The sequence below is a fragment of the Paenibacillus puldeungensis genome (assembly GCF_042678945.1).
Taxonomy (GTDB): Bacteria; Bacillota; Bacilli; order Paenibacillales; family Paenibacillaceae; genus Fontibacillus; species Fontibacillus puldeungensis.
In genome coordinates, this window is the sequence record NZ_JBHTLM010000011.1 from 21131 (window position 1) to 41108 (window position 19978).

Below are 19978 nucleotides of genomic sequence, written 5' to 3' on the forward strand. Positions count from 1 at the left end.
ATATTTAATTATACATAAAATAAAAAGGATGATGTTAGTTTAAATATTGCCAAATAATTAACATAAAACGCAGAATTTATTTTTTATTTAAATATATATAAAAAGTTTTAATTGGTTATATTTATCGTCTTCCTTTTGTATATTATTGTGTAGCTGTAAGCGAATTCATTTACAAGTATTATCTCTATGGAAACGGAATTGATTTTTTAGGAGGGTCAAGTATGAAAAAAGGAATAGCCATTCTGATCATTTTGTCGATGACAATGATGCTCTCGGGCTGCGGAAAGTCATCATCCACTGCAACTGGGGGAAAAACGTCCGTTCTGGAGGGCGGAGCCGGAAAAAGCGCAACGGAACTTTCCTATTGGACCTTTGTGGAGCTGCATGGTCAGCATTTTGAGAAAATGCTGGAGAAATGGAACGCAGCGAACCCGGACCGTCAAATCAAGCTTAACGTAACGGTTATGCCTTACGATGATATGCACAACAAGCTGTCCATTGCCGTTCAGACGGGAGTGGGGGCCCCGGATATAGCCGATATCGAGCTGGGCAAATACCCGGACTTTATGAAGGGAACTCCACAGTTGGAATCGCTTAACGATGTAGTTGAACCATACAAAGGCACGGTTGTTCAATCTCAGCTGGATCTGTATAGCAAGGACGGGACTGTTTACGGACTCTCTACGCATGTAGGCGCAACCGTAGCGTTCTATAATACGGAAATATTAAAAGAAGCGGGCGTGGACTACAAAAGTATCGTCACCTGGGACGATTATAAAAAAGCAGGTAAACAGGTTTACGAAAAAACCGGTAAATCGATGGGCACGGCGGATACCAGCGCAACCTGGCAAACCTCGTTGCTGCTAGCTCAGCAAGGTTCCGATTTTACCGATGATGCCGGAAACCCCAAGGTAAATTCGGAGCAAATGATCAAAGCGCTGACTCTATTAAAAGATTTGCAGGACAATCACGTGATTTCCACGATTGCCGGCGGCCAACCCGATTCCGAGGAAGCCTACGGGGAATTTAATTCCGGCAACTACGTCAGCGCATTTATGCCTCTCTGGCAGATGTCCCGCTATACGAATTACATGACCGATCTCTCCGGCAAAATCGCCATTGCCCCTCTCCCTGTTTTTGAAAAGGGGATGCCCAGATCTTACGGAGGAGGCGGAACCGCAACGGTTGTAACAAAGACCGCCAAGGATGTTCAATTAGCGAAGGAATTTATCGCATATGCCAAGCTGTCTCTAGATGCCAATATCGAAATCTGGAATACGTTAGGTTTTGACCCGATCAACATGGATGTCTGGGAAATGAAAGACGTGACGCATAATCCGGAAAATAAATTCGTCAAATACTTCGTAAACAATCCGTTCGACGTCCTAAATGAGATCAAAGACGAAATCAAGCTCATCAAATCGACCTCCGCAAGTCCAACCATCAACAATGTTCTCTGTACGGTGACCCTCAATGAGATTTTTGAAGACGGCAAAGATATCAAGCAGGCGCTGGATAACGCGCAAAAGCAGATTGAACAGGAACTAAAATAGTGAGCGAAGGTGTGAAGCGTCATGTTTCGAAAGTTTATTTACTCGCAGAAGGTGGCTCCTTACGTATTTGTGCTCCCGTTTATCCTTGTCTTTGCTTTGTTTTGGGTGTACCCCTTAGCTAGTTCATTTGGTATGAGCTTTCAAAAAGTGACGCTAGGGCAGGAAGCGACGTGGATCGGTTTTGACAACTACAGCAAATTGATGGGCGATGGCGTCTTCCTAAAGGCCGTTTCGAACAGCGCCATCTATATGGTGCTAACGCTCGTAATCCTCATTCCCTTTCCAATGCTGTTTGCCGTATTAATCAACAATAAGCTGATGTGGGGTAGGGAATTTTTCAAATCCTCGTTTTTCTTTCCAGCGCTCACTTCGGTCGTTGTAGCAGGGACGATTTTTCGGCTGATGTTCGGAGAAATGGAGGGCTCACTCATTAACAGCTTTTTGGGACTGTTCGGCATCGAGCCGATCAAGTTTCTGAAGGGGCAGGCTACTGGACTTGTCGCTCTATTGGCGCTTGCTACCTGGAGGTGGATGGGAGTCAATATGCTCTATTTTTTATCCGGTCTCAAAAACATACCAAACGAATATTACGAGGCCGCCTCCATCGACGGAGCATCCCCCTTTCAGCGATTCACCCAAATCACGATGCCGCTGCTGAAGCCCACCACGATCTATGTACTGACGATCAGCATTTACGCGGGTCTGGCGATGTTTATTGAGAGCATGATGCTGTGGAACGGGAACAATTCTCCGAAAAATATCGGTCTGACCATCGTTGGCTACTTGTATCGTCAAGGGATTGAGAAGAACAATCTGGGATACGCTGCGGCCGTCGGGATCGTGCTGCTGGTCATTACGATGATCATCAATCTTTCGCAATTGGCCTTTACCGGCATGTTTAAGAAGGAGGACGAGTGATGCTATGAGAAAAGAAGCTGGGATAAAAACCATCCTTTTTGCTCTTTTTGCTGTGTTATGCGTCATTATTCTCCTACCGTTTTATGCCGTCACGATTGCTTCATTTAAGCCTGGTGAAGATTTGATTCGCTATGGACTTAATTTAAGGTTTGATTTATCCGTTATGGGCTTTGATAACTTCGTGTATTTATTTACAGGGGATCACGCATATTTTACCTGGTTCTTTAACTCCTTGATTCTAACGGTTATTCAGGTGACTTTAACCCTCCTGATTAGTGCCACGGTTGCTTACGGATTTTCGGCCTATGAATTTAAAGGGAAAAACTTTCTTTTCATATGCGTGCTGCTTATTATGATGGTTCCGTTTGAAATTCTGCTTCTTCCTCTATATACACTTACATACAACATCGGCATGATGAATTCCTATTCCGCCATCGTCTTGCCCGGTATCGCGAGCGCGGCGACGATTTTTTTCTTCAGACAATACTTGCGTGGGATTCCTAAAGAAATTATTGCAGCGGGGCGAGTGGATGGGGCCAGCGAATACGGGATTTATGCTCGATTGATTTTACCGGTAATGAAGCCGTCCTTTGCGGCGATGGCGATTTTGAATGGGATGAACAGCTGGAACAATTTCCTCTGGCCGTTTATGGTGTTGAGCGATGAAGCCAAGTATACACTTCCGATCGGGCTAAAGACGCTGCTGACCCCATATGGGAACAATTACGATCTTTTAATTGTAGGCTCCTTCTTCTCTATTCTGCCAATCTTTATTTTGTTCGTCGCTTTCCAAAAATATTTTATCGATGGGATGACGGCAGGGGCGGTAAAGGGGTGATATGAGATATCAAAATAGTGCAATAAATGAACAGAATAATGTTTGTTGACATTTGGAAAAATTACTATAATTAGATGAAAACGCTTTATTCGTGTTAGCTTTTTAACAGCACGATCACTCGCTGGAAAGGTAAGATCATATTATTTTCCGGCTGGAGGAATGCAGAATGATTAAGGTACTGATAGTAGATGACGAACCCAAGCTGAGAGAAGGACTACGTTCATTTATCGACTGGGATGCTTTAGGGTACATGGTGGTTGACACTGCTGCCAACGGAAACGAAGCACTGGAGAAATATCAGGTGCATCATCCCGATCTCGTAGTAGCGGACATTCGGATGCCGGGGATGGATGGCTTACAGCTAATTCGCAAATTGCGTGAGCAGGATCCGGATCTGCATATATTAATCCTTAGCGGTTACGCCGATTTCGAATACGCGAAGAAGGCAATCACGCAGCGGGCAGACGGTTATTTGCTAAAGCCTGTCGATGAGGATGAGTTTACGGATTATTTGGTAAAGATTAAAAAGGCGATCGATGAGGCTAATGCTAAGGAGAATTGGAATCAGGTAACAAAGGAATGGAATCGTGAAGCCCTGATTCAGTCGATATTAACTGGCTCGGAGGGGCAGGATTCATCTCCCTTGTGTGAACGTGCCAAGGATATTGGCATTGCCGGGAGATCCTTTCAAATTTTGCTTCTGGAGCTGTTTGCAGAGGATGGATCCGACCAGGATATCAATAATTTAGTGAGAAAAACTTTGGCAAAACGATTTGAAGAATCCGGGCGAGGCTGGGTATTTGGCATCCATGCCAAGCTCGGGGTACTCCTTAATGAACCCCTTTTGTCGGTAGAAACCGATGAGGTATATCGGGAAATTCAGGCTGTGTTGACCGGTAGAGACACAGTCTTTTCCGCCGCTCTTGGCGAGAAGGTCAGCTCCTTAACTGAAATAAGAGCTTCTTATGATGTAGCTTCTGAACTGCTAAAGCACCATTTTGTTCTGGATCACGGGGCAATCATGACAGAGGAATTCCTTAGGCAAGGCGGCAGCGCCGACCATGATCAGAAGGACGATTCAATAGAGGAGCTAAGTGAGCAGCTTTATTTTGCTGTAGACATCGGAAATCGAGAAGCAGTGGGCTCCTTAGTTCGGCAAATCGGGCAAAGGCTAGTTGCCGAGGGATATCCTGAAAAGGAAATCAAGCGCCGGTTTGTTGGGGTGTTGTCTTCTATTCTTAGTAAAGCGCTAAAGCAATCCCCCGAACTGCAGGACCACAGCAAAGGTTTTTCCGACCACTTGACCGAAATTCACAAGGTTCAGACTGTAGGTGCATTGTATAAGACGGCTGAGGAATTTCTTGGACTTATTATGGTTCGACTTGGTGAAGGCGGCAAGCAGCGGGAAGTTAAAATTATGTTGGACTTAATTCACCGTAATTTCAGCGAAAATTTAAAATTGGAAACGCTATCTGGAATCTTTAATTATAACAGTGCCTACTTGGGAAAATTGTTCAAAAATGAGACTGGCGAATACTTCAATACGTATTTGGACAAGGTTCGAATCGATAAGGCCAAAGGTTTCTTGGAGGAAGGATATAAGGTTTATCAGGTCGCTGAGAAGGTTGGTTATACCAATGTGGATTATTTCCACAGCAAATTCAGAAAATACGTAGGCACTTCGCCATCCGCCTATCGTAAGCAAGTAGGCAACGATTAAACAGGGCGCAAAGTAAGATGGAGACAGCGCGAGCCGGAAGCTCTTTTTGAACTTCCACGCTCGCGCTGTTTGGTTTTATTAACCCAGTGATTCGATATTTTTATATGAAAACATGACTAATATCCCGTGTATAAAGCGTTTTCTCGGCAAGCTATTATAGGTTTGGAGTATAAAAAGACTAAGAAAAGTGCGAAAGCTTGATTAAGCGCTTTCAAACGAACCTACAAAGAGGAGCGAGATTGCCGTATGACTGAAAGCTATAAATATCCTTTTCAAAATCCGGATTTGCCGGTTGGCGAACGGGTCAATGATCTGATATCGAGATTCACTTTGGATGAAAAGGTTGAATTAATGTGTCAATTTCAAGCGGAAATTCCGCGCCTTGGCGTGAAGCCATATAAGCAGGGCACGGAAGGAGCTCATGGAGTGGCTTGGCTTGGCGAAGCTACGGTGTTCCCGCAAAACACGGGGCTGGCCTGCACCTGGAACCCCGAGCTGATGCGTAAGATCGGGTCTGTGATCGGCGATGAGGCGCGGGTGTATTACCAGAAGAACCCGGCTATCAACGGGTTAACGATTTGGGCACCGACGGTTGACATGGAGCGTGACCCACGTTGGGGCCGTACGGAGGAAGCTTATGGGGAGGATCCTCATTTGACGGGAACCTTGACTACTGAACTGGTCAAAGGTCTGCAAGGGGATGATCCTTTCTACTACAAGGCTGTAGCCACACTGAAGCATTTTTATGGAAACAACAATGAAGTGGATCGAGGCTGCGATTCGGCTAGCATCGACCCTCGAAATAAAAGAGAGTATTACTTGAAGGCGTTCGAACCGGCGTTCCGCGATGGACGTGCAGGTTCCATGATGACCGCCTATAACAGCATCAATGGTACACCGTGCAACCTCAACCCTGAGGTTAACGACATCGTCAAAGGCGAGTGGCAAATGGACGGCTTTATCGTTAGTGATGCCGGAGATGTGATTGGTACTGTAAACGAGCACCATTACGTTGACTCCTATGCGGAAGCGGTGGCTGGCTCGGTGAAAGCAGGGATCGACAGCCTCACTGATGATCAGCCGATTTCGTTCCGGGCCCTGCATGACGCTTTGGATCGCGGTTTACTCACAGAAGCCGATTTGGACAAAGCGCTGCGCAATACGTTCCGCGTTCGGTTCCGGCTCGGTGAATTTGATCCGGAGGATCGCAATCCTTACAGCCATGTGCCGGAGGAGAAATTATGTGCCCCTGAGCACTCGGCGCTTTCATTAGCGGCTGCTCGGGAATCGGTCGTGCTGCTGAAGAACGACGGGCTTCTGCCGCTAAGCTCTGGTTTAGGCTCCGTAGCAGTAATCGGGCCGCTTGCAAATGAGGTGTATACCGACTGGTACAGCGGTACGCCAGCCTATCGCATCACACCGCTCCAAGGCGTTAAGGAAAAAATGAACGATCGTCCGGTTCACTACAAATCGGGGCTGGACCGCATTCGTCTTCGTTCCGCTGCCACCGGCAAATATGTGGGCATTACGACAACCTCAGACACTGAGGCGGTGCTTACTGCGGCCTGCGAAGATGTCAATCAGGCGGAAGTGTTCGAACGAAACGACTGGGGTTGGGGACAGTGTACCTTGGTCGCTGTAGGAAACGGCAAATTTGTGACCGAGAGCGAATCGGGTCTGCTTACGGCAACTTCGAAGGAAGCGGCGGGCTGGTTCGTCAAGGAAGCTTTCGGGTTTGAAACTCTTCCAAATGGCTCGGTAGCGATGAAGTCATGGGAAGGTAAACCGGTTCTCCTAGGAGAAAAGGGAAGCCTATCCGTTATTAAAGATCAAGAAGAAGGCTTGGCCAGTGAGTGGATCGTTGAAGTTGTAGAAGACGGTATAGAGCAAGCTGTACTAGCGGCAAAGCAAGCGGAAACTGCGGTCGTATTTGTAGGAAATAGCCCATATATTAACGGCAAAGAAACAACAGACCGGCCCGACATTACGCTTGCTCCGGCGCAGCAGGCGCTGATTCAAGCGGTGAAGGCTGCCAACCCGAATACGGTCGTGTTCATCGTAGGCGGTTATCCATTCGCTGTTAACTGGGAAAACGAGCATGTACCTGCGATTCTTTTTACGTCCCATGCCGGTCAAGAGCTGGGCCACGCCGCCGCCGATGTGCTGTTTGGCGATTACAATCCAGCAGGGCGGCTTAACATGACTTGGTACAAGTCGGTGGATCAGCTCCCTGATTTGAAGGACTATGACATTATTAAAGGTAAACGGACTTATCAATATTTTGATGGAGAGGTGCTATATCCTTTCGGTCATGGTTTAAGCTATACCCGCTTTGAATACAGCGAACTTTCTTTGAGCCAAGCTGCTATGAAGGCTGACGGAACGCTGACGGTTTCGGTGGGTGTCAAAAATAACGGGGACCTGGCAGGGGATGAAGTGGTGCAGTTGTATGTTCGGGCCGAATCGTCCCGCGTTATCCGCCCGCTCAAGACGCTGAAGGGCTTCAATCGGATTCATTTGAATCCGGGAGAATCGAAGACCATTTCGTTTGAGCTAAAAGGTTCGGAGCTGGCCTTCTGGGATGTCACCCGTGACCGCTACTGCGTAGAAACTGGCATCTATACGATTATGGTAGGCTCTTCCTCTGCAAACATTGCTCAGAAGGTAGAAATCAGCGTCGAGGGTGAAATTGTTCCGCCGCGTTCGCTTCAAAGTCCAGTCAGAGCCATAAATTACGATGACTATGAACAGGTTTATGTGGATGAATGCTGTGAAGGTGGGGAGAGCATTCGGACGGTTCAAGGTAGCGGCTGGATCGCTTTCCACGACGTGCAGCTCGAGCTGAGTACCGCTTCACAATTTGAAGCGCGTGTTTCTGGAAATATCAAAGGCGGAGAGATCAAGGTTAAGCTGGATTCTCCGGACGGTGAGACAATATGCACGTGTACGGTATTGCCGACAGGCGGTCGCCAAGCTTGGACTACAGTAACGGCACCGTTATCTGAGGTATCTGGACAGCGTAAAGTGTATCTGTTGCTGCAAGGAGAAGTGCAAATTAGCTGGTTCCGTCTAAGCTAATACAGCTTTGGCTGGCATATATGGGTGTACTGAATAGGACTAAGCAGGAGTGCTTAGTCCTGTTTTAACAATCTTTTACGAAATTCCGAAGGCGAGCAATTCATCGATTTTCGAAATACCCGGATGAAATAGCTAATATTATCGTAGCCTACCTCTAGGGCGATGTCCGAGACTTTTCGCTCGGGCTGCCTTAGCAGTTCGGCTGCTTGCCTAATTCGGAAGGAATTGATGTAATCCATCGGTGTTTGACGTGTCATCGATTTAAAGAACCGACAAAACTGTCCCTCACTCATCGGAATGAGCGCAGCGAGCTCGGAGAGACGAATCGGATGTCCATAATTCTGTTGGATGTGGAGAATCACCGTCTTAAGACGCTCGATTTTGGATGATTCGCTTCGGCTTCCAGTCGATGACCGGTTACTAGCACTTCCTGCTGCGGCAATGTCCGCCAACATTAGATACAGATGACCTTTTACGGCCCCCTCGTATCCCGGAGTTTCGCCCTTGCAGCTCTTCATCATGGCAAGAATATGCTCCAGCAGAGAGATTTCCGTATCGTCCTGTCGCGTGATATGCCGGGGAAAGGTTGCCTTTCGCTCCTGGAGGGGGAGGATCAGGTTTTCCTGGACCGCATCGTAGTGAGCGCTGGCTAGCAGCTGCGTGTCGAATACTAGAGAGAAGAAGGCACAGCCTTCCGTACCATGGGCATGGGCGGCGTGAATATCGCCTCCATCTATAAACACAGCTTCACCCGCACGAACCGGAAAATACTCGGTATCAACCTGAAATAAAGTCTCTCCCTCAAGGCAGTAAAAGAACTCTGCTTCATCATGCCAATGGCAGTCGATGACATGTTCTCCCGGACCATAGCGGAACCAGTAGGTGCCAAACGGCAGACGTTCGTTCCCGTGGCTACGGCTTTCTTTTAGTGCACGCCTTAGTGCTTGGTCCATTTTACGGATCACCTCATCAATATAGTGTTATATTTTCATCGAATTATGTTAGTTTATCTATGAGGATATCAGTATAATGCAAGTATAGAACGTTTCTTAACGAAAAACAATGTGACTAGGAAAGGCGGTATTTAAAGATGAAATTTACTGATGGCAACTGGCTGATTCGCGATGGATTTACACTTTCTCCAGCAGTTCAGGCCTATGACTTTACCGTTGAAAACAATACGCTGATCGCATCGGCGTCTACAACACCAATTCGCGGCCGGGGAGATATGATTAATACTACTCTCTTGACCGTTCAGTTTCATTCCCCGCTGCCAGGCGTTATTGGCGTCAAGCTGATTCATTTTGCTGGAACCGTGGATCACGGACCGTCGTTTGAATTGGCCCAAGGTGGCGACCATGTTGAAATTACCGAAAATGAACAATACGCCGAACTGAAGAGCGGAAGCCTGAGCGTTCGTATCTCCAAAGGACCTCAATGGACGGTTGACTTCTATCGCGGCGAAGAGCGGATTACGGGCAGTGGCTTCAAATCGATGGCACATGTAACCGAAACTGGCGGCAACACATATATGCGTGAAGAGCTGGACCTGCGTGTCGGCGAATGGGTATATGGTCTTGGCGAACGCTTTACATCCTTTCTTAAAAACGGCCAGATCGTTGATATTTGGAACAAAGACGGCGGTACAAGCTCGGAGCAATCCTACAAGAACATTCCTTTCTATGTAACGAATAAAGGATACGGCGTACTAGTCAATGATCCGGGTGCGGTCTCGTTTGAAGTCGCTTCGGAAAAAGTGAAAAAAGTACAATTCAGCGTACCGGGCGAATCCATCGAATACTTCGTCATCGATGGACCGGAGCCAAAAGATGTGTTGAACAAATATACAGACTTAACGGGGAAACCTTCCCTTCCGCCAGCATGGACGTTCGGTTTGTGGTTGACAACGTCATTTACGACGGACTATGATGAGTCAACGGTAAATTCGTTTGTCGATGGAATGGCCGAGCGTGATTTGCCGCTGCATGTGTTCCACTTCGATTGCTTCTGGATGAAGGAATTCCATTGGACAGACTTCAAATGGGATGAGCGTGTATTCCCAGATCCAGTAGGCATGTTGAAACGTCTGAAGGAAAAAGGCCTCAAAATCTGCGTTTGGATTAACCCGTACATCGGTCAGCGTTCCCGTCTGTTTGAGGAAGGTAAGAAGAACGGTTACTTACTCAAGAAACCGAACGGCGACGTTTGGCAATGGAATCTGTGGCAGCCGGGTATGGCAATCGTGGACTTCACGAACCCTGCCGCATGTGAATGGTATGCCGATTATCTGCGCGAGTTGGTTGACATGGGCGTCGATTGCTTCAAAACCGACTTCGGCGAGCGTATTCCGACGGACGTTGTATACTACGATGGTTCCGATCCGGTTAAGATGCACAACTACTATACGTACTTGTACAACAAGGTTGTCTTTGAAGTTCTGGAAGAGAAATTAGGCAAAAATGAAGCTGCACTTTTCGCACGTTCCGCTACGGTTGGTGGGCAAAAGTTCCCGATTCACTGGGGCGGAGACTGCTACGCGGACTATGAATCGATGGCGGAAAGCCTTCGCGGCGGCTTGTCGCTTGGCCTTGGCGGGTTCGGCTTCTGGAGCCATGATATCGGCGGCTTTGAAAATACCGCTCCGGCTCACGTATTTAAGCGCTGGCTTGCTTTCGGCTTGCTTTCCAGTCACAGCCGTCTGCATGGCAGCAGCTCGTACCGGGTGCCTTGGGCTTATGATGATGAGGCGGTTGATGTAACGCGCTTCTTCACCAAACTGAAATGCCGCTTGATGCCGTATATGTTCGATACAGCTGTGCAAGCGACGAAGCAAGGTGTTCCGACGATGCGCGCGATGTTCCTGGAATTCCCGCAGGACCCGGCGACCGAAACGTTGGACCGTCAATATATGCTTGGCGATTCCCTGCTCGTAGCTCCGGTATTCAGTGAAAAAGGCGACGTGACCTATTACCTGCCGGAAGGGAAATGGACTCACTTCCTGACCAATGAAACAGTAGAAGGCGGCAAATGGCGCAAAGAAAAATACGATTTCTTCAGCCTTCCATTGTTTGTTCGTCCAAATTCGATTGTTGCTTTAGGGGCGAATGACTCCCGTCCAGACTATGATTTCGCGGACGGCGTAGAGCTGGGATTGTATCAAATCGAAGAGGGCGCTGTTGTCACCCGGACAATTCGTAATGAAAAAGCAGTTGCCCAACTCACAGTGACCGCTACGCGTAAAGGTAATAGCCTGACGTTAACTGCAGAAGGAGCAGGTAAACCTTTCTTGGTATCACTTCATGGCATGGGCGAAGTGGCCTCAGTTCAAGGCGGCAAACTCGCCGAGAATGGTACGGTTGAGGTTTCCTCCTTTAATGGCAAGCTCGAACTGCAAATTACTCTAAAATAACAATTCACATAGTCATCGGCCGCAAGGTCGCCGTATACTGTCTATATCAAACAGGTGGCCCAGCTCATGCTAGGCTGCCTGAACATCCCCTTTTTACAAGGGGATTTTTGCCTTTTAGGGAGGTGCTCCGATTGCTAGATAAAATCGTACGCATGACCAATAATATAAAGCTGAAGCATAAGCTGATGATTACCTATGTTATGGTTGTGATGATCCCAGTCTTAATTGTCGGTATGGCCATAACCGCCTATTTTCGCAGCCAGGCTATGGACCGGGCGATTGCGCAAACCACAAACAACGTGGAGAAGGTCAAAACCCGTACGGCGACGATGCTGCGCGTACCTGCGGATATTTCCGACGCATTTATGCTGGACAAGCGACTGGGAACTATTGCAAGTACGAGGTATTCCAGTGTGCTGGAATTAACAAGGGCTTATTTGAGTTATACCGATTTTCGGGAGTACGTCCGGCGTTATCGGGAAATCTCAGGGATTCGTTTTTACTACGATAACCCAACCTTAATTAACAACTTGGAGTTAATCCCGGCGGATAGCAATATTAAAAGCACGTCCTGGTACGAAAAAGCGATGTCGAGCAAAAACTCTGGCTGGCTGTACATTCATGACCAGCAAGAGATCCCCGTCAACCGGCTTAGCTTGATTCGGCAAATATCGTTTGAGGGAATCCCGAAAAGTGGCGTACTTATGGTCACAATGAATCAGGAGGAGCTCAACCGAATGCTCCGGCAGGAGCCATTCGAAACCTTGATTGCCGATGAGCAGGGGTATATCGTCGCCTCAAAAAATCCGTCATTGGTTGGTAAAACACTCGAATCGCTTGATTTCGGTGTTGATTTGCGAAAGCAGCATAAAGGAACGCTGAAAATGAATGTGAAGGGAGAGCCCTCCTATGTTGTAGTGGATACGCTGACTCCCGAATCAAGCATGAATGGTCTGAAATTCATCTCTGTGTTTGCAACCAAGCCGATCGTCGAAGACGCCAATCGAGTGAGCTATGTTGGACTTGTCATCATCTTGCTAGTATTACTGATTGCCCTGTTTTTCGTCTATATTGTGTCGCTGCTCACCACAAACCGGATGCTCCGGCTAAGCCGTCACCTGAACCGTTTGGCTCTCGGCGATTTGAACGTTGTCTCCAACATCGATGGCAATGATGAAATCGGTCAGCTCTCCCGTCAATTCAACTATATGGTCGGCAGCATTAATCGGCTGATGGAACAAGTCGTGGAAAAGACAGAGCAGAACAACGCCTTAGAACTTGCACAGCGTGAAATCAAATTGAAAATGATGGCTAGCCAGATTAACCCTCACTTTTTATTTAATGCGCTGGAATCTATTCGAATGAACGCTATTCTCAAAGGAGATAAAGAGATTGCGAATGTGGTGCGAATGCTTGGCAAATTGATGCGTAAAAATCTCGAGGTTGGCCGGGAGCATACCCCTCTCAAGGAAGAGATGGAGATGGTGCGTTCCTATCTTGAAATTCAGAAATTCCGGTATGAGGACCGGCTAAAATATACGTTAACCGTTCAGGACGAGGTTGCCGGGATCCGAGTGCCACCGCTAATCATTCAGCCGCTCGTGGAAAATGCTGTTGTCCACGGAGTCGAGGACAAAGAGGACGGGGTAGATGTGGATGTTCGGATATGGAATGAGGCCGGACTCGTTCATGTTTTGGTTCGAGATAATGGAATGGGTATGACTCCCGAACGCCTCGCTGAGGTCACGGAGACCATAACCGGACCGGAAGAGCCTGAGCGAAATCGCATCGGTCTGCGTAATGTTCACCAACGACTGGTGTTATCGTACGGAGAGGAGCACGGGCTCAACATTTCCAGTGTCAGCGGCGTTGGAACGGAAATTACCTTCACCATTCCGATGAAAAATGAGGATAACTGATTTCCTCACCTTTGATGTCTAATTTTTATATGGTTTTCTTTAAAATGTGTCGGGTATTTCCGTCACCCCCTTTGGATTATGATAGAGCTACAGAAGAGAAGGGGGGATAGGACACATGGAAACGCTGTCAGCACAGCCTAGCACTAAAAATGTAAGCGCAACCCCTACACCGCCTAAGAAGCGGAAAAAAGGAATTTGGCAGAGTATAGTGCAGCAAAGGTATTTGTATCTGATGTCCTTGCCATTTGTCATATGGGTATTCGTATTCAGCTATTTACCGATCTGGGGTTGGACAATGGCTTTTCAAAACTATAAGCCGGCCAAGTCTTTCGCCGATCAAAAATGGGTGGGGTTTGACAACTTCGTACGATTATTCCAGGATGAACGGTTTTATCTAGTCTTGAGAAATACGCTAGCGATGAGCATATTGGGGATGATCGTCAGCTTCGTATTTCCGATTACATTCGCGATACTCTTGAACGAACTGCGAGGGAAATTTTTTAAACGCACGGTTCAGACCGTATCTTATCTGCCACACTTTGTATCCTGGGTTGTCGTTGGGGGGATCATTACGAAGATGCTCTCTATTGATGGAGGGATCGTCAATGAACTTCTCATATGGCTAGGCATCACAGACCAGCCGATACAGTTTATGGCAAAAGGACATTGGTTTTGGGGGATTTTAACCGCTTCAGATGTATGGAAGGAAACCGGCTGGAACGCGATTATCTATTTAGCCGCTATTACTGGGATTGATAAAGAGCTTTATGAAGCGGCACGAGTGGATGGTGCAGGAAGGTTCCGGCAAATATGGAACATTACACTTCCGGGAATTCGGACTACTATTGCAGTTCTGCTGATTATGTCGATCGGTCATCTGATCGGGATCGGGTTCGAAAAGCAGTTCCAGTTAAGCAATGCATTGGTTACGGATTATTCCGAAGTATTGGATATATACGCACTTAAGTATGGCATTAACATAGCTCACTTCTCCTACGGGACGGCCATCAGCATGTTTACCTCTGTGGTAGGTATTGTCCTGCTGCTGCTTGCGAACGGAATCATGAAGAAAACTACAAAAGAAAGCATCATGTAGGGGGAGGGAACAAAAGTGGCGAGCAATAAAGCGTTTAACCTTACCAGAGGCGACAAAATATTTAACGTATGCAACTTCATTTTAATGGCGGTCATCCTGTTAATCACCTTGTACCCTTTCCTGAATGTGCTAGCGATATCTCTCAATGATTCAACTGATACGGTTCGCGGGGGAATTTACATTTGGCCTCGGGAGTTCACTTTAGAGAATTATAAGACGATCTTTGGCTATTCCACGCTAATACAAGGGTTCAAAATTACAATATACAGAACAATTATTGGTACTGTGTTAGGTTTGATCAGTTCCTCGATGGTTGCTTATACCTTGAGCCGGCCGGATTTCCGGGCACGAAAATTCGTTTCGACGTTCCTGGCGATGACCATGTATGTTTCTGGTGGCTTAGTGCCGACTTACATGCTGATACGGCATCTTGATTTGATCGGAACTTTCGCCGTGTATATCCTGCCTGGGCTGATCAGTGCGTTTAACGTATTCGTCATCCGCTCGTTTATGGACGGGCTGCCTTATGCGCTACAGGAATCAGCGAAGCTGGACGGTGCGAACGATTTCATGATCTATTACAAGATTATTTTACCGCTCTGTAAGCCAGTCCTTGCAACAATCGCTCTTTTCCTGGCGGTTGGTCAATGGAACGCCTGGTTCGATACTTATCTGTATAACGGTAATAAAGAGCATTTGACCACGCTCCAGTATGAACTCATGAAGATTCTACAAAGCACCAACCAGGGTTCAAATATGGCAAATGCCAATGATCTGATAAACCAGATGTCTCAAGTATCACCGGAATCGATCAAAATGGCGATTACGATTGTAGTCACTGTTCCGATCCTGTTCATCTACCCATTCCTGCAGCGTTACTTTGTAGAAGGAATGACGCTCGGAGCAGTAAAAGCTTAAACTTACGATAATCAATGCGGTTCCGCCGCAGTGATCTGCGACGGAACCTATATTAAACCGAGTAATTCAATGTAAACACAATGTTTTTAGTTTTTATTGCTGATGAATGAAAGCCCTTACTTGATGTTGATGAAAGAAAAATGAAACGTTTTCATAAAAGGTTCACTTACATTCGGTATATGCAGGTATAGCCTGTTATACAATATAAGCTTTAATATGATACGAGGGGGAACGAGAAAATGAATTGGAAAAGTCCTAAAACATTCGCTGCGCTCTTGTTGGCAAGTACTTTGCTGGTTGGCGGATGCGGAAGCAACAATGCAGCTAATAAAGCTGACAGCAATGCTGGCAATGCCAAAAGCGAAAATGCGGCTGCTGCCGACGATAAGAGTCCGGTTACTTTTACTTTCTTCGGCGCTGATGCCAGCCCAAGCTGGAACAACATGCAGGACGAAGTAGGTAAAGTGATTACTGAAAAAACCGGTGTCACCATCGATGCTGAATACGATGTAGGCAGCGGCGGCGGGGAAAACAAAATCGCCTTGATGGCTGCAAGCGGCGACGTACCTGATCTTATTTTTGCAAAAGGTAACTTGTCCACGTTGGTTGACGCTGGTCTCATTGTGGATATGGCTCCGCTGATTGACAAATATGCGCCAAATATCAAGAAAGTTTTTAGCGATAACATGAACCGCTTGAAGTACAGCAACGATGATCCGGCCATCTATTCCCTGACTACTAACATGGGCGTAGACAACCAATACTTTGATGCTACCGGCGGCTTTGAAATCCAGCATCGCGTGCTGAAAGAACTCGGCTATCCGAAGGTTCGTACAGTTCAGGATTTTGAAAACGTACTCAAACAATATGTAGCTAAGCACCCGACGACAGATGGTCAACCAACGATTCCGCTCACGCTGAACGCCGATGACTGGAGAATTATGATTACGGTAACGAACCCTGCGTTTATCGCAACAGGCGCTCCGGATGACGGCGAATACTATGTCGATCCAAAAACGTATGACACAAAACTTCACTATAAACGTCCGGAAGAAAAAGAATATTTCCGTTGGTTGAACCATATGTACAACGAAGGACTTTTGGATAAAGATACGTTTGTACAAAAAGACGACCAATACAAAGCAAAAATTGCCAGCGGTCGCGTTGTTGGTCTGATCGACCAAGAATGGGGTTATAATGACGCTGAGAACGCTCTGAAAAAAGCCGGTAAAAATGATTATACGTATGCTCACTTCCCTGTAACGTTGAATGAGCAATACGTCGATCACTCCTTCCAACCTGCAGGGGTTGACGGTGCTGGCATCGCCATTACAACCAAATGTAAAGACCCGGTTCGTGCAATCAAATTCCTTGACTGGTTGGCATCTGACGAAGGTCAAGTGCTGAGAAACTGGGGTATTGAAGGCAAACACTATACGGTTGACGCAAACGGTAAACGTGTTATTCCTAAAGAAGTACAAGACAGAAGAGTAAATGACACAACAAACTTTACCAAAGAAACAGGTTTAGGTAATCCAGCTGGTCTGTACGCCGCTTTTGCACCTCGTTATGGCGACGGAGTGAAGGATTCAACGGGTAACTATTATACGATTAACTTCCCGGAACAAATTGTAGAGAGCTACTCTGATGCAGAAAAAGAATCGCTGAAAGCGTACAAAGCTACAACATGGAAAGACCTGTTCGAAGGCGAGGACAAATTTGAGCCTAAGGAATGGGGCGCATTGTACAACATGCCTGTTCCTACGGACGGTGACTACCAAGTTATATACAAGAAAACGCAAGATATTATTCGTAAGAAGATTCCTGAAGCTATTCTTGCCAAAACAGCTGATTTTGACAAAGTATATGATGGTTTCTTGGCCGAACTTGAGAAAGCCGGAGCTTCGAAAATGGAAGCTGAATACACGGATCTGGTTAAAGCAAGAGTATCCTTGTTTACCGGTAAAGATGTGAAATAAGGTTAGATCCACTGATAATTAGATACAAAGCATGAAAAGGCCCGTATACCCTTCGGGCCTTTTCTGCAAGTTTGGACAGTTATCGCTGACTTTTCCAGCGTGAAGTAATATTATCAATGGTAAATAGATATAAGACCATTACTAGAAAAAGTAAAGAAGGTGAATGCTCTGAAACATTCAGACGAATCAGTATGGAGGCTATGGTATAACCAGCCCGCGTCCCGATGGGAGGAAGCTTTGCCAGTCGGTAACGGGAGAATTGGGGGTATGATTTACGGAGGGGTGCTTGGTGAAGTCATTGCTTTGAACGAGGACACGCTTTGGTCGGGTTTTCCACGTGATACGCAAAACTATGATGCCATCCGGTATTTAAAAACCGCTCGTGAACTCATATTTTCCGGGAAATACAAAGAAGCTGAAACGTTGATTGAATCTAAAATGTTAGGCAGGGGAGTGGAATCTTACCAGCCTCTAGGCAACTTGATCATAGAACAGAGGGCTGCCGGAGAAGTATCGCAGTACCGCCGTGAGCTGGATTTAGAGTCCGGCATAGCTGCCGTGTCCTACCAAATTGGGGATTCGGCCTATCGGCGAGAAGTTTTTGTTAGTGCCGTGGATCAGGTCATGGTCGTTCATATCAGCGCAATGGGTGAAAAAGCGCTCGACATCACTGTCACTTTGGATTCGCTTCAGAAGTATAGAGTGGAAGGAAAAGGTACATCCGGTATCGTGTTGCATGGACAATGTCCAACCCACACGGCGGACAATTATCTAGGTAATCATCCTCAGTCCGTTCTGTATGAAGAGGGCTTGGGCTTGGAATTCGAGGCACATGTGCAAGCGTTCACTGATTGTGGGGACGTTCATGCAGATGAATCAGGAAAGCTATCGGTTTCTGGGGCACATGAGGTAACTCTTCTTTTTGCTGCTGCAACGAATTTCTTCGGATATAACGTGATGCCTCAAGCCCAGCAGCAAACCATGAACGAAAAATGCGAATTAACACTTTCTGCGGCAGGAATATTTGGATATGAGTTACTCCGAACTAGACATATAGAAGATCATAGCCGTTTGTTTAAGCGTGTAGATTTGCAGTTGGGCTGCTCGAAGAGAGCTGAATTGCCTACCGATGAGCGGCTTGAAGCATATCGCTCGGGAGCAAATGATGGAGGGCTTGAAGCTCTATATTTTCAATATGGCCGCTATTTACTGATGGCCTCCTCCAGACCGGGGACGCAGCCGGCCAATCTGCAGGGCATATGGAACCCTTTGGTGCAGCCCCCGTGGAATAGCGATTATACGACCAATATCAACACACAGATGAATTATTGGCATGCCGAGGTAGCCAATTTGAGTGAATGTCATGAGCCCCTCTTTGAGATGATTAAGGATTTAAGTGAGACAGGCGCCAGAACTGCCAAAATTCATTACGGTTGTCGTGGCTGGACTGCACACCACAACGTTGATTTGTGGCGCCAATCCGTGCCGACTGACGGGAACCCTAGCTGGGCGTTTTGGCCAATGGGCGGGGTATGGCTTTGTCGGCATCTTTGGGAGCATTACCTCTATGAGCTCGATGAAGCTTTCCTGAAAGAAACCGCCTACCCCTTACTGAAGGGAGCCTCTGAATTTTGCTTCGACTGGCTCGTTCCTGGTCCGGACGGCAAGCTTGTGACGGCACCATCCACTACGCCGGAAAATAAGTTCCTCACACCGGAAGGGGAGCCCTGCAGTGTATCCGCCGGGTCAACGATGGATTTGTTCCTCATTCGCGAGTTGTTTGATCATACGATCCAAGCGGCGGAAATTCTTAATATTGACGAGGAATGGCGTAAGCAGCTGGAGGATGCAGCATCGCGGATGGCCCGGCCCCAAATTGGACCGGACGGCAGATTGCAAGAGTGGAGCGAAAACTTTGCGGAATCGGAGCCGGGGCATCGCCATGTATCGCACTTGTATGGTCTTTACCCTGGCAATGCTATCACTATAAGAAACACCCCAGAACTGGCTGAAGCGGCCAAAAAATCTCTGGAGTACCGGATTAAAAACGGCGGGGGCCACACCGGCTGGAGCTGTGCTTGGCTGATCAATTTATATGCGCGGCTGGGTGACGGAGATTCGTCCTACCGCTTTGTACAAACGCTGTTATCCCGCTCTACGTACCCGAATTTGTTTGATGATCATCCACCGTTCCAAATTGACGGTAATTTTGGTGGAACGGCGGGCATAGCGGAGATGATCGTTCAGAGCCATATGGATGGCCTGGATCTGCTCCCGGCTTTGCCTAAAGCGTGGTCCTCTGGACATATACGCGGATTAAGGGCACGCGGAGGGTTCACGATCAGCATCGCTTGGGAGGACGAGAGCATAAGCTCGGGCTGCATAACTTCCTCCAAGGAGGGGTGGTGCACTGTCAGAGGACCTGGCTCTTTCCGGATTCAGCTCCCTGACGGCAAATTTGCCACTGCCGGTGAACGATTCTGGACTGAGTCGAACAAGTCTTACTTGATCTCAAAGGTATAATCTTTGCTTTTGTGGTAAAAAGAAATT

General features: G+C 47.1%; 12 protein-coding genes. 11 read left to right on the forward strand and 1 reads right to left on the reverse strand.

Features of this window, described 5'->3' with window-relative positions:
• Positions 1-221 precede the first annotated feature (221 nt).
• The 5 genes from ACFQ3W_RS15395 to ACFQ3W_RS15415 all read left to right on the forward strand — a co-directional run bounded on the left by ACFQ3W_RS15395 (position 222) and on the right by ACFQ3W_RS15415 (position 8107).
• Positions 222-1553, forward strand: a complete 1332-nt coding sequence (locus tag ACFQ3W_RS15395) for an ABC transporter substrate-binding protein (RefSeq protein ID WP_379320129.1) — start codon at positions 222-224, stop codon at positions 1551-1553.
• 21 nt (positions 1554-1574) lie between these two features.
• The gene (locus tag ACFQ3W_RS15400; protein WP_379320130.1) at positions 1575-2471 is read left to right on the forward strand and encodes a carbohydrate ABC transporter permease; all 897 of its coding nucleotides are present in this window, start codon (positions 1575-1577) and stop codon (positions 2469-2471) included.
• A 4-nt stretch (positions 2472-2475) separates the two neighbouring features.
• A complete protein-coding gene (locus tag ACFQ3W_RS15405; protein ID WP_379320131.1) occupies positions 2476-3309 on the forward strand; it encodes a carbohydrate ABC transporter permease in 834 nt (277 codons plus the stop codon).
• Between the two features lie 166 nt (positions 3310-3475).
• Complete coding sequence (locus ACFQ3W_RS15410) at positions 3476-5029, forward strand: response regulator (RefSeq protein WP_379320132.1); 1554 nt, start codon at positions 3476-3478, stop codon at positions 5027-5029.
• 246 nt (positions 5030-5275) lie between these two features.
• The gene (locus ACFQ3W_RS15415) at positions 5276-8107 is read left to right on the forward strand and encodes a glycoside hydrolase family 3 C-terminal domain-containing protein (RefSeq protein WP_379320133.1); all 2832 of its coding nucleotides are present in this window, start codon (positions 5276-5278) and stop codon (positions 8105-8107) included.
• A gap of 53 nt (positions 8108-8160) precedes the next feature.
• On the opposite strand, the gene ACFQ3W_RS15420 is transcribed toward ACFQ3W_RS15415, so the two are convergent.
• A complete protein-coding gene (locus ACFQ3W_RS15420) occupies positions 8161-9060 on the reverse strand; it encodes an AraC family transcriptional regulator (protein WP_379320134.1) in 900 nt (299 codons plus the stop codon).
• A gap of 137 nt (positions 9061-9197) precedes the next feature.
• Here ACFQ3W_RS15420 and yicI point away from each other — a divergent pair, with 137 nt between their 5' ends.
• From yicI to ACFQ3W_RS15450, 6 genes are all read left to right on the forward strand, one after another.
• Positions 9198-11516: an alpha-xylosidase gene (gene yicI / locus ACFQ3W_RS15425; protein ID WP_379320135.1), complete on the forward strand. Its 2319-nt coding sequence runs from the start codon at positions 9198-9200 to the stop codon at positions 11514-11516.
• Positions 11517-11668: 152 nt separating this feature from the next.
• Entirely contained in the window at positions 11669-13435 is a 1767-nt protein-coding gene (locus tag ACFQ3W_RS15430) for a sensor histidine kinase (RefSeq protein ID WP_379320248.1), read from the forward strand.
• Between the two features lie 115 nt (positions 13436-13550).
• On the forward strand, positions 13551-14531 hold the full coding sequence (locus tag ACFQ3W_RS15435) for an ABC transporter permease (RefSeq protein ID WP_379320136.1): 981 nt from the start codon (positions 13551-13553) through the stop codon (positions 14529-14531).
• Positions 14532-14546: 15 nt separating this feature from the next.
• Positions 14547-15449 (forward strand): carbohydrate ABC transporter permease, encoded by a 903-nt coding sequence (locus ACFQ3W_RS15440; protein WP_379320137.1) that lies wholly within the window; start codon positions 14547-14549, stop codon positions 15447-15449.
• Between the two features lie 239 nt (positions 15450-15688).
• Entirely contained in the window at positions 15689-17428 is a 1740-nt protein-coding gene (locus ACFQ3W_RS15445; protein ID WP_379320138.1) for an ABC transporter substrate-binding protein, read from the forward strand.
• A 159-nt stretch (positions 17429-17587) separates the two neighbouring features.
• Entirely contained in the window at positions 17588-19951 is a 2364-nt protein-coding gene (locus tag ACFQ3W_RS15450; RefSeq protein ID WP_379320139.1) for a glycoside hydrolase family 95 protein, read from the forward strand.
• The last annotated feature ends 27 nt before the right edge of the window (positions 19952-19978 follow it).

Excerpts from the sequence above, each read along its gene's own strand:
- ACFQ3W_RS15395 (WP_379320129.1), top strand. The coding sequence starts at position 222 with ATGAAAAAAGGAATAGCCATTCTGATCATTTTGTCGATGACAATGATG.
- ACFQ3W_RS15400 (WP_379320130.1), top strand. The coding sequence starts at position 1,575 with ATGTTTCGAAAGTTTATTTACTCGCAGAAGGTGGCTCCTTACGTATTT.
- ACFQ3W_RS15405 (WP_379320131.1), top strand. The coding sequence starts at position 2,476 with ATGAGAAAAGAAGCTGGGATAAAAACCATCCTTTTTGCTCTTTTTGCT.
- ACFQ3W_RS15410 (WP_379320132.1), top strand. The coding sequence starts at position 3,476 with ATGATTAAGGTACTGATAGTAGATGACGAACCCAAGCTGAGAGAAGGA.
- ACFQ3W_RS15415 (WP_379320133.1), top strand. The coding sequence starts at position 5,276 with ATGACTGAAAGCTATAAATATCCTTTTCAAAATCCGGATTTGCCGGTT.
- ACFQ3W_RS15420 (WP_379320134.1), bottom strand. The coding sequence starts at position 9,060 with ATGGACCAAGCACTAAGGCGTGCACTAAAAGAAAGCCGTAGCCACGGG.
- yicI (WP_379320135.1), top strand. The coding sequence starts at position 9,198 with ATGAAATTTACTGATGGCAACTGGCTGATTCGCGATGGATTTACACTT.
- ACFQ3W_RS15430 (WP_379320248.1), top strand. The coding sequence starts at position 11,669 with ATGACCAATAATATAAAGCTGAAGCATAAGCTGATGATTACCTATGTT.
- ACFQ3W_RS15435 (WP_379320136.1), top strand. The coding sequence starts at position 13,551 with ATGGAAACGCTGTCAGCACAGCCTAGCACTAAAAATGTAAGCGCAACC.
- ACFQ3W_RS15445 (WP_379320138.1), top strand. The coding sequence starts at position 15,689 with ATGAATTGGAAAAGTCCTAAAACATTCGCTGCGCTCTTGTTGGCAAGT.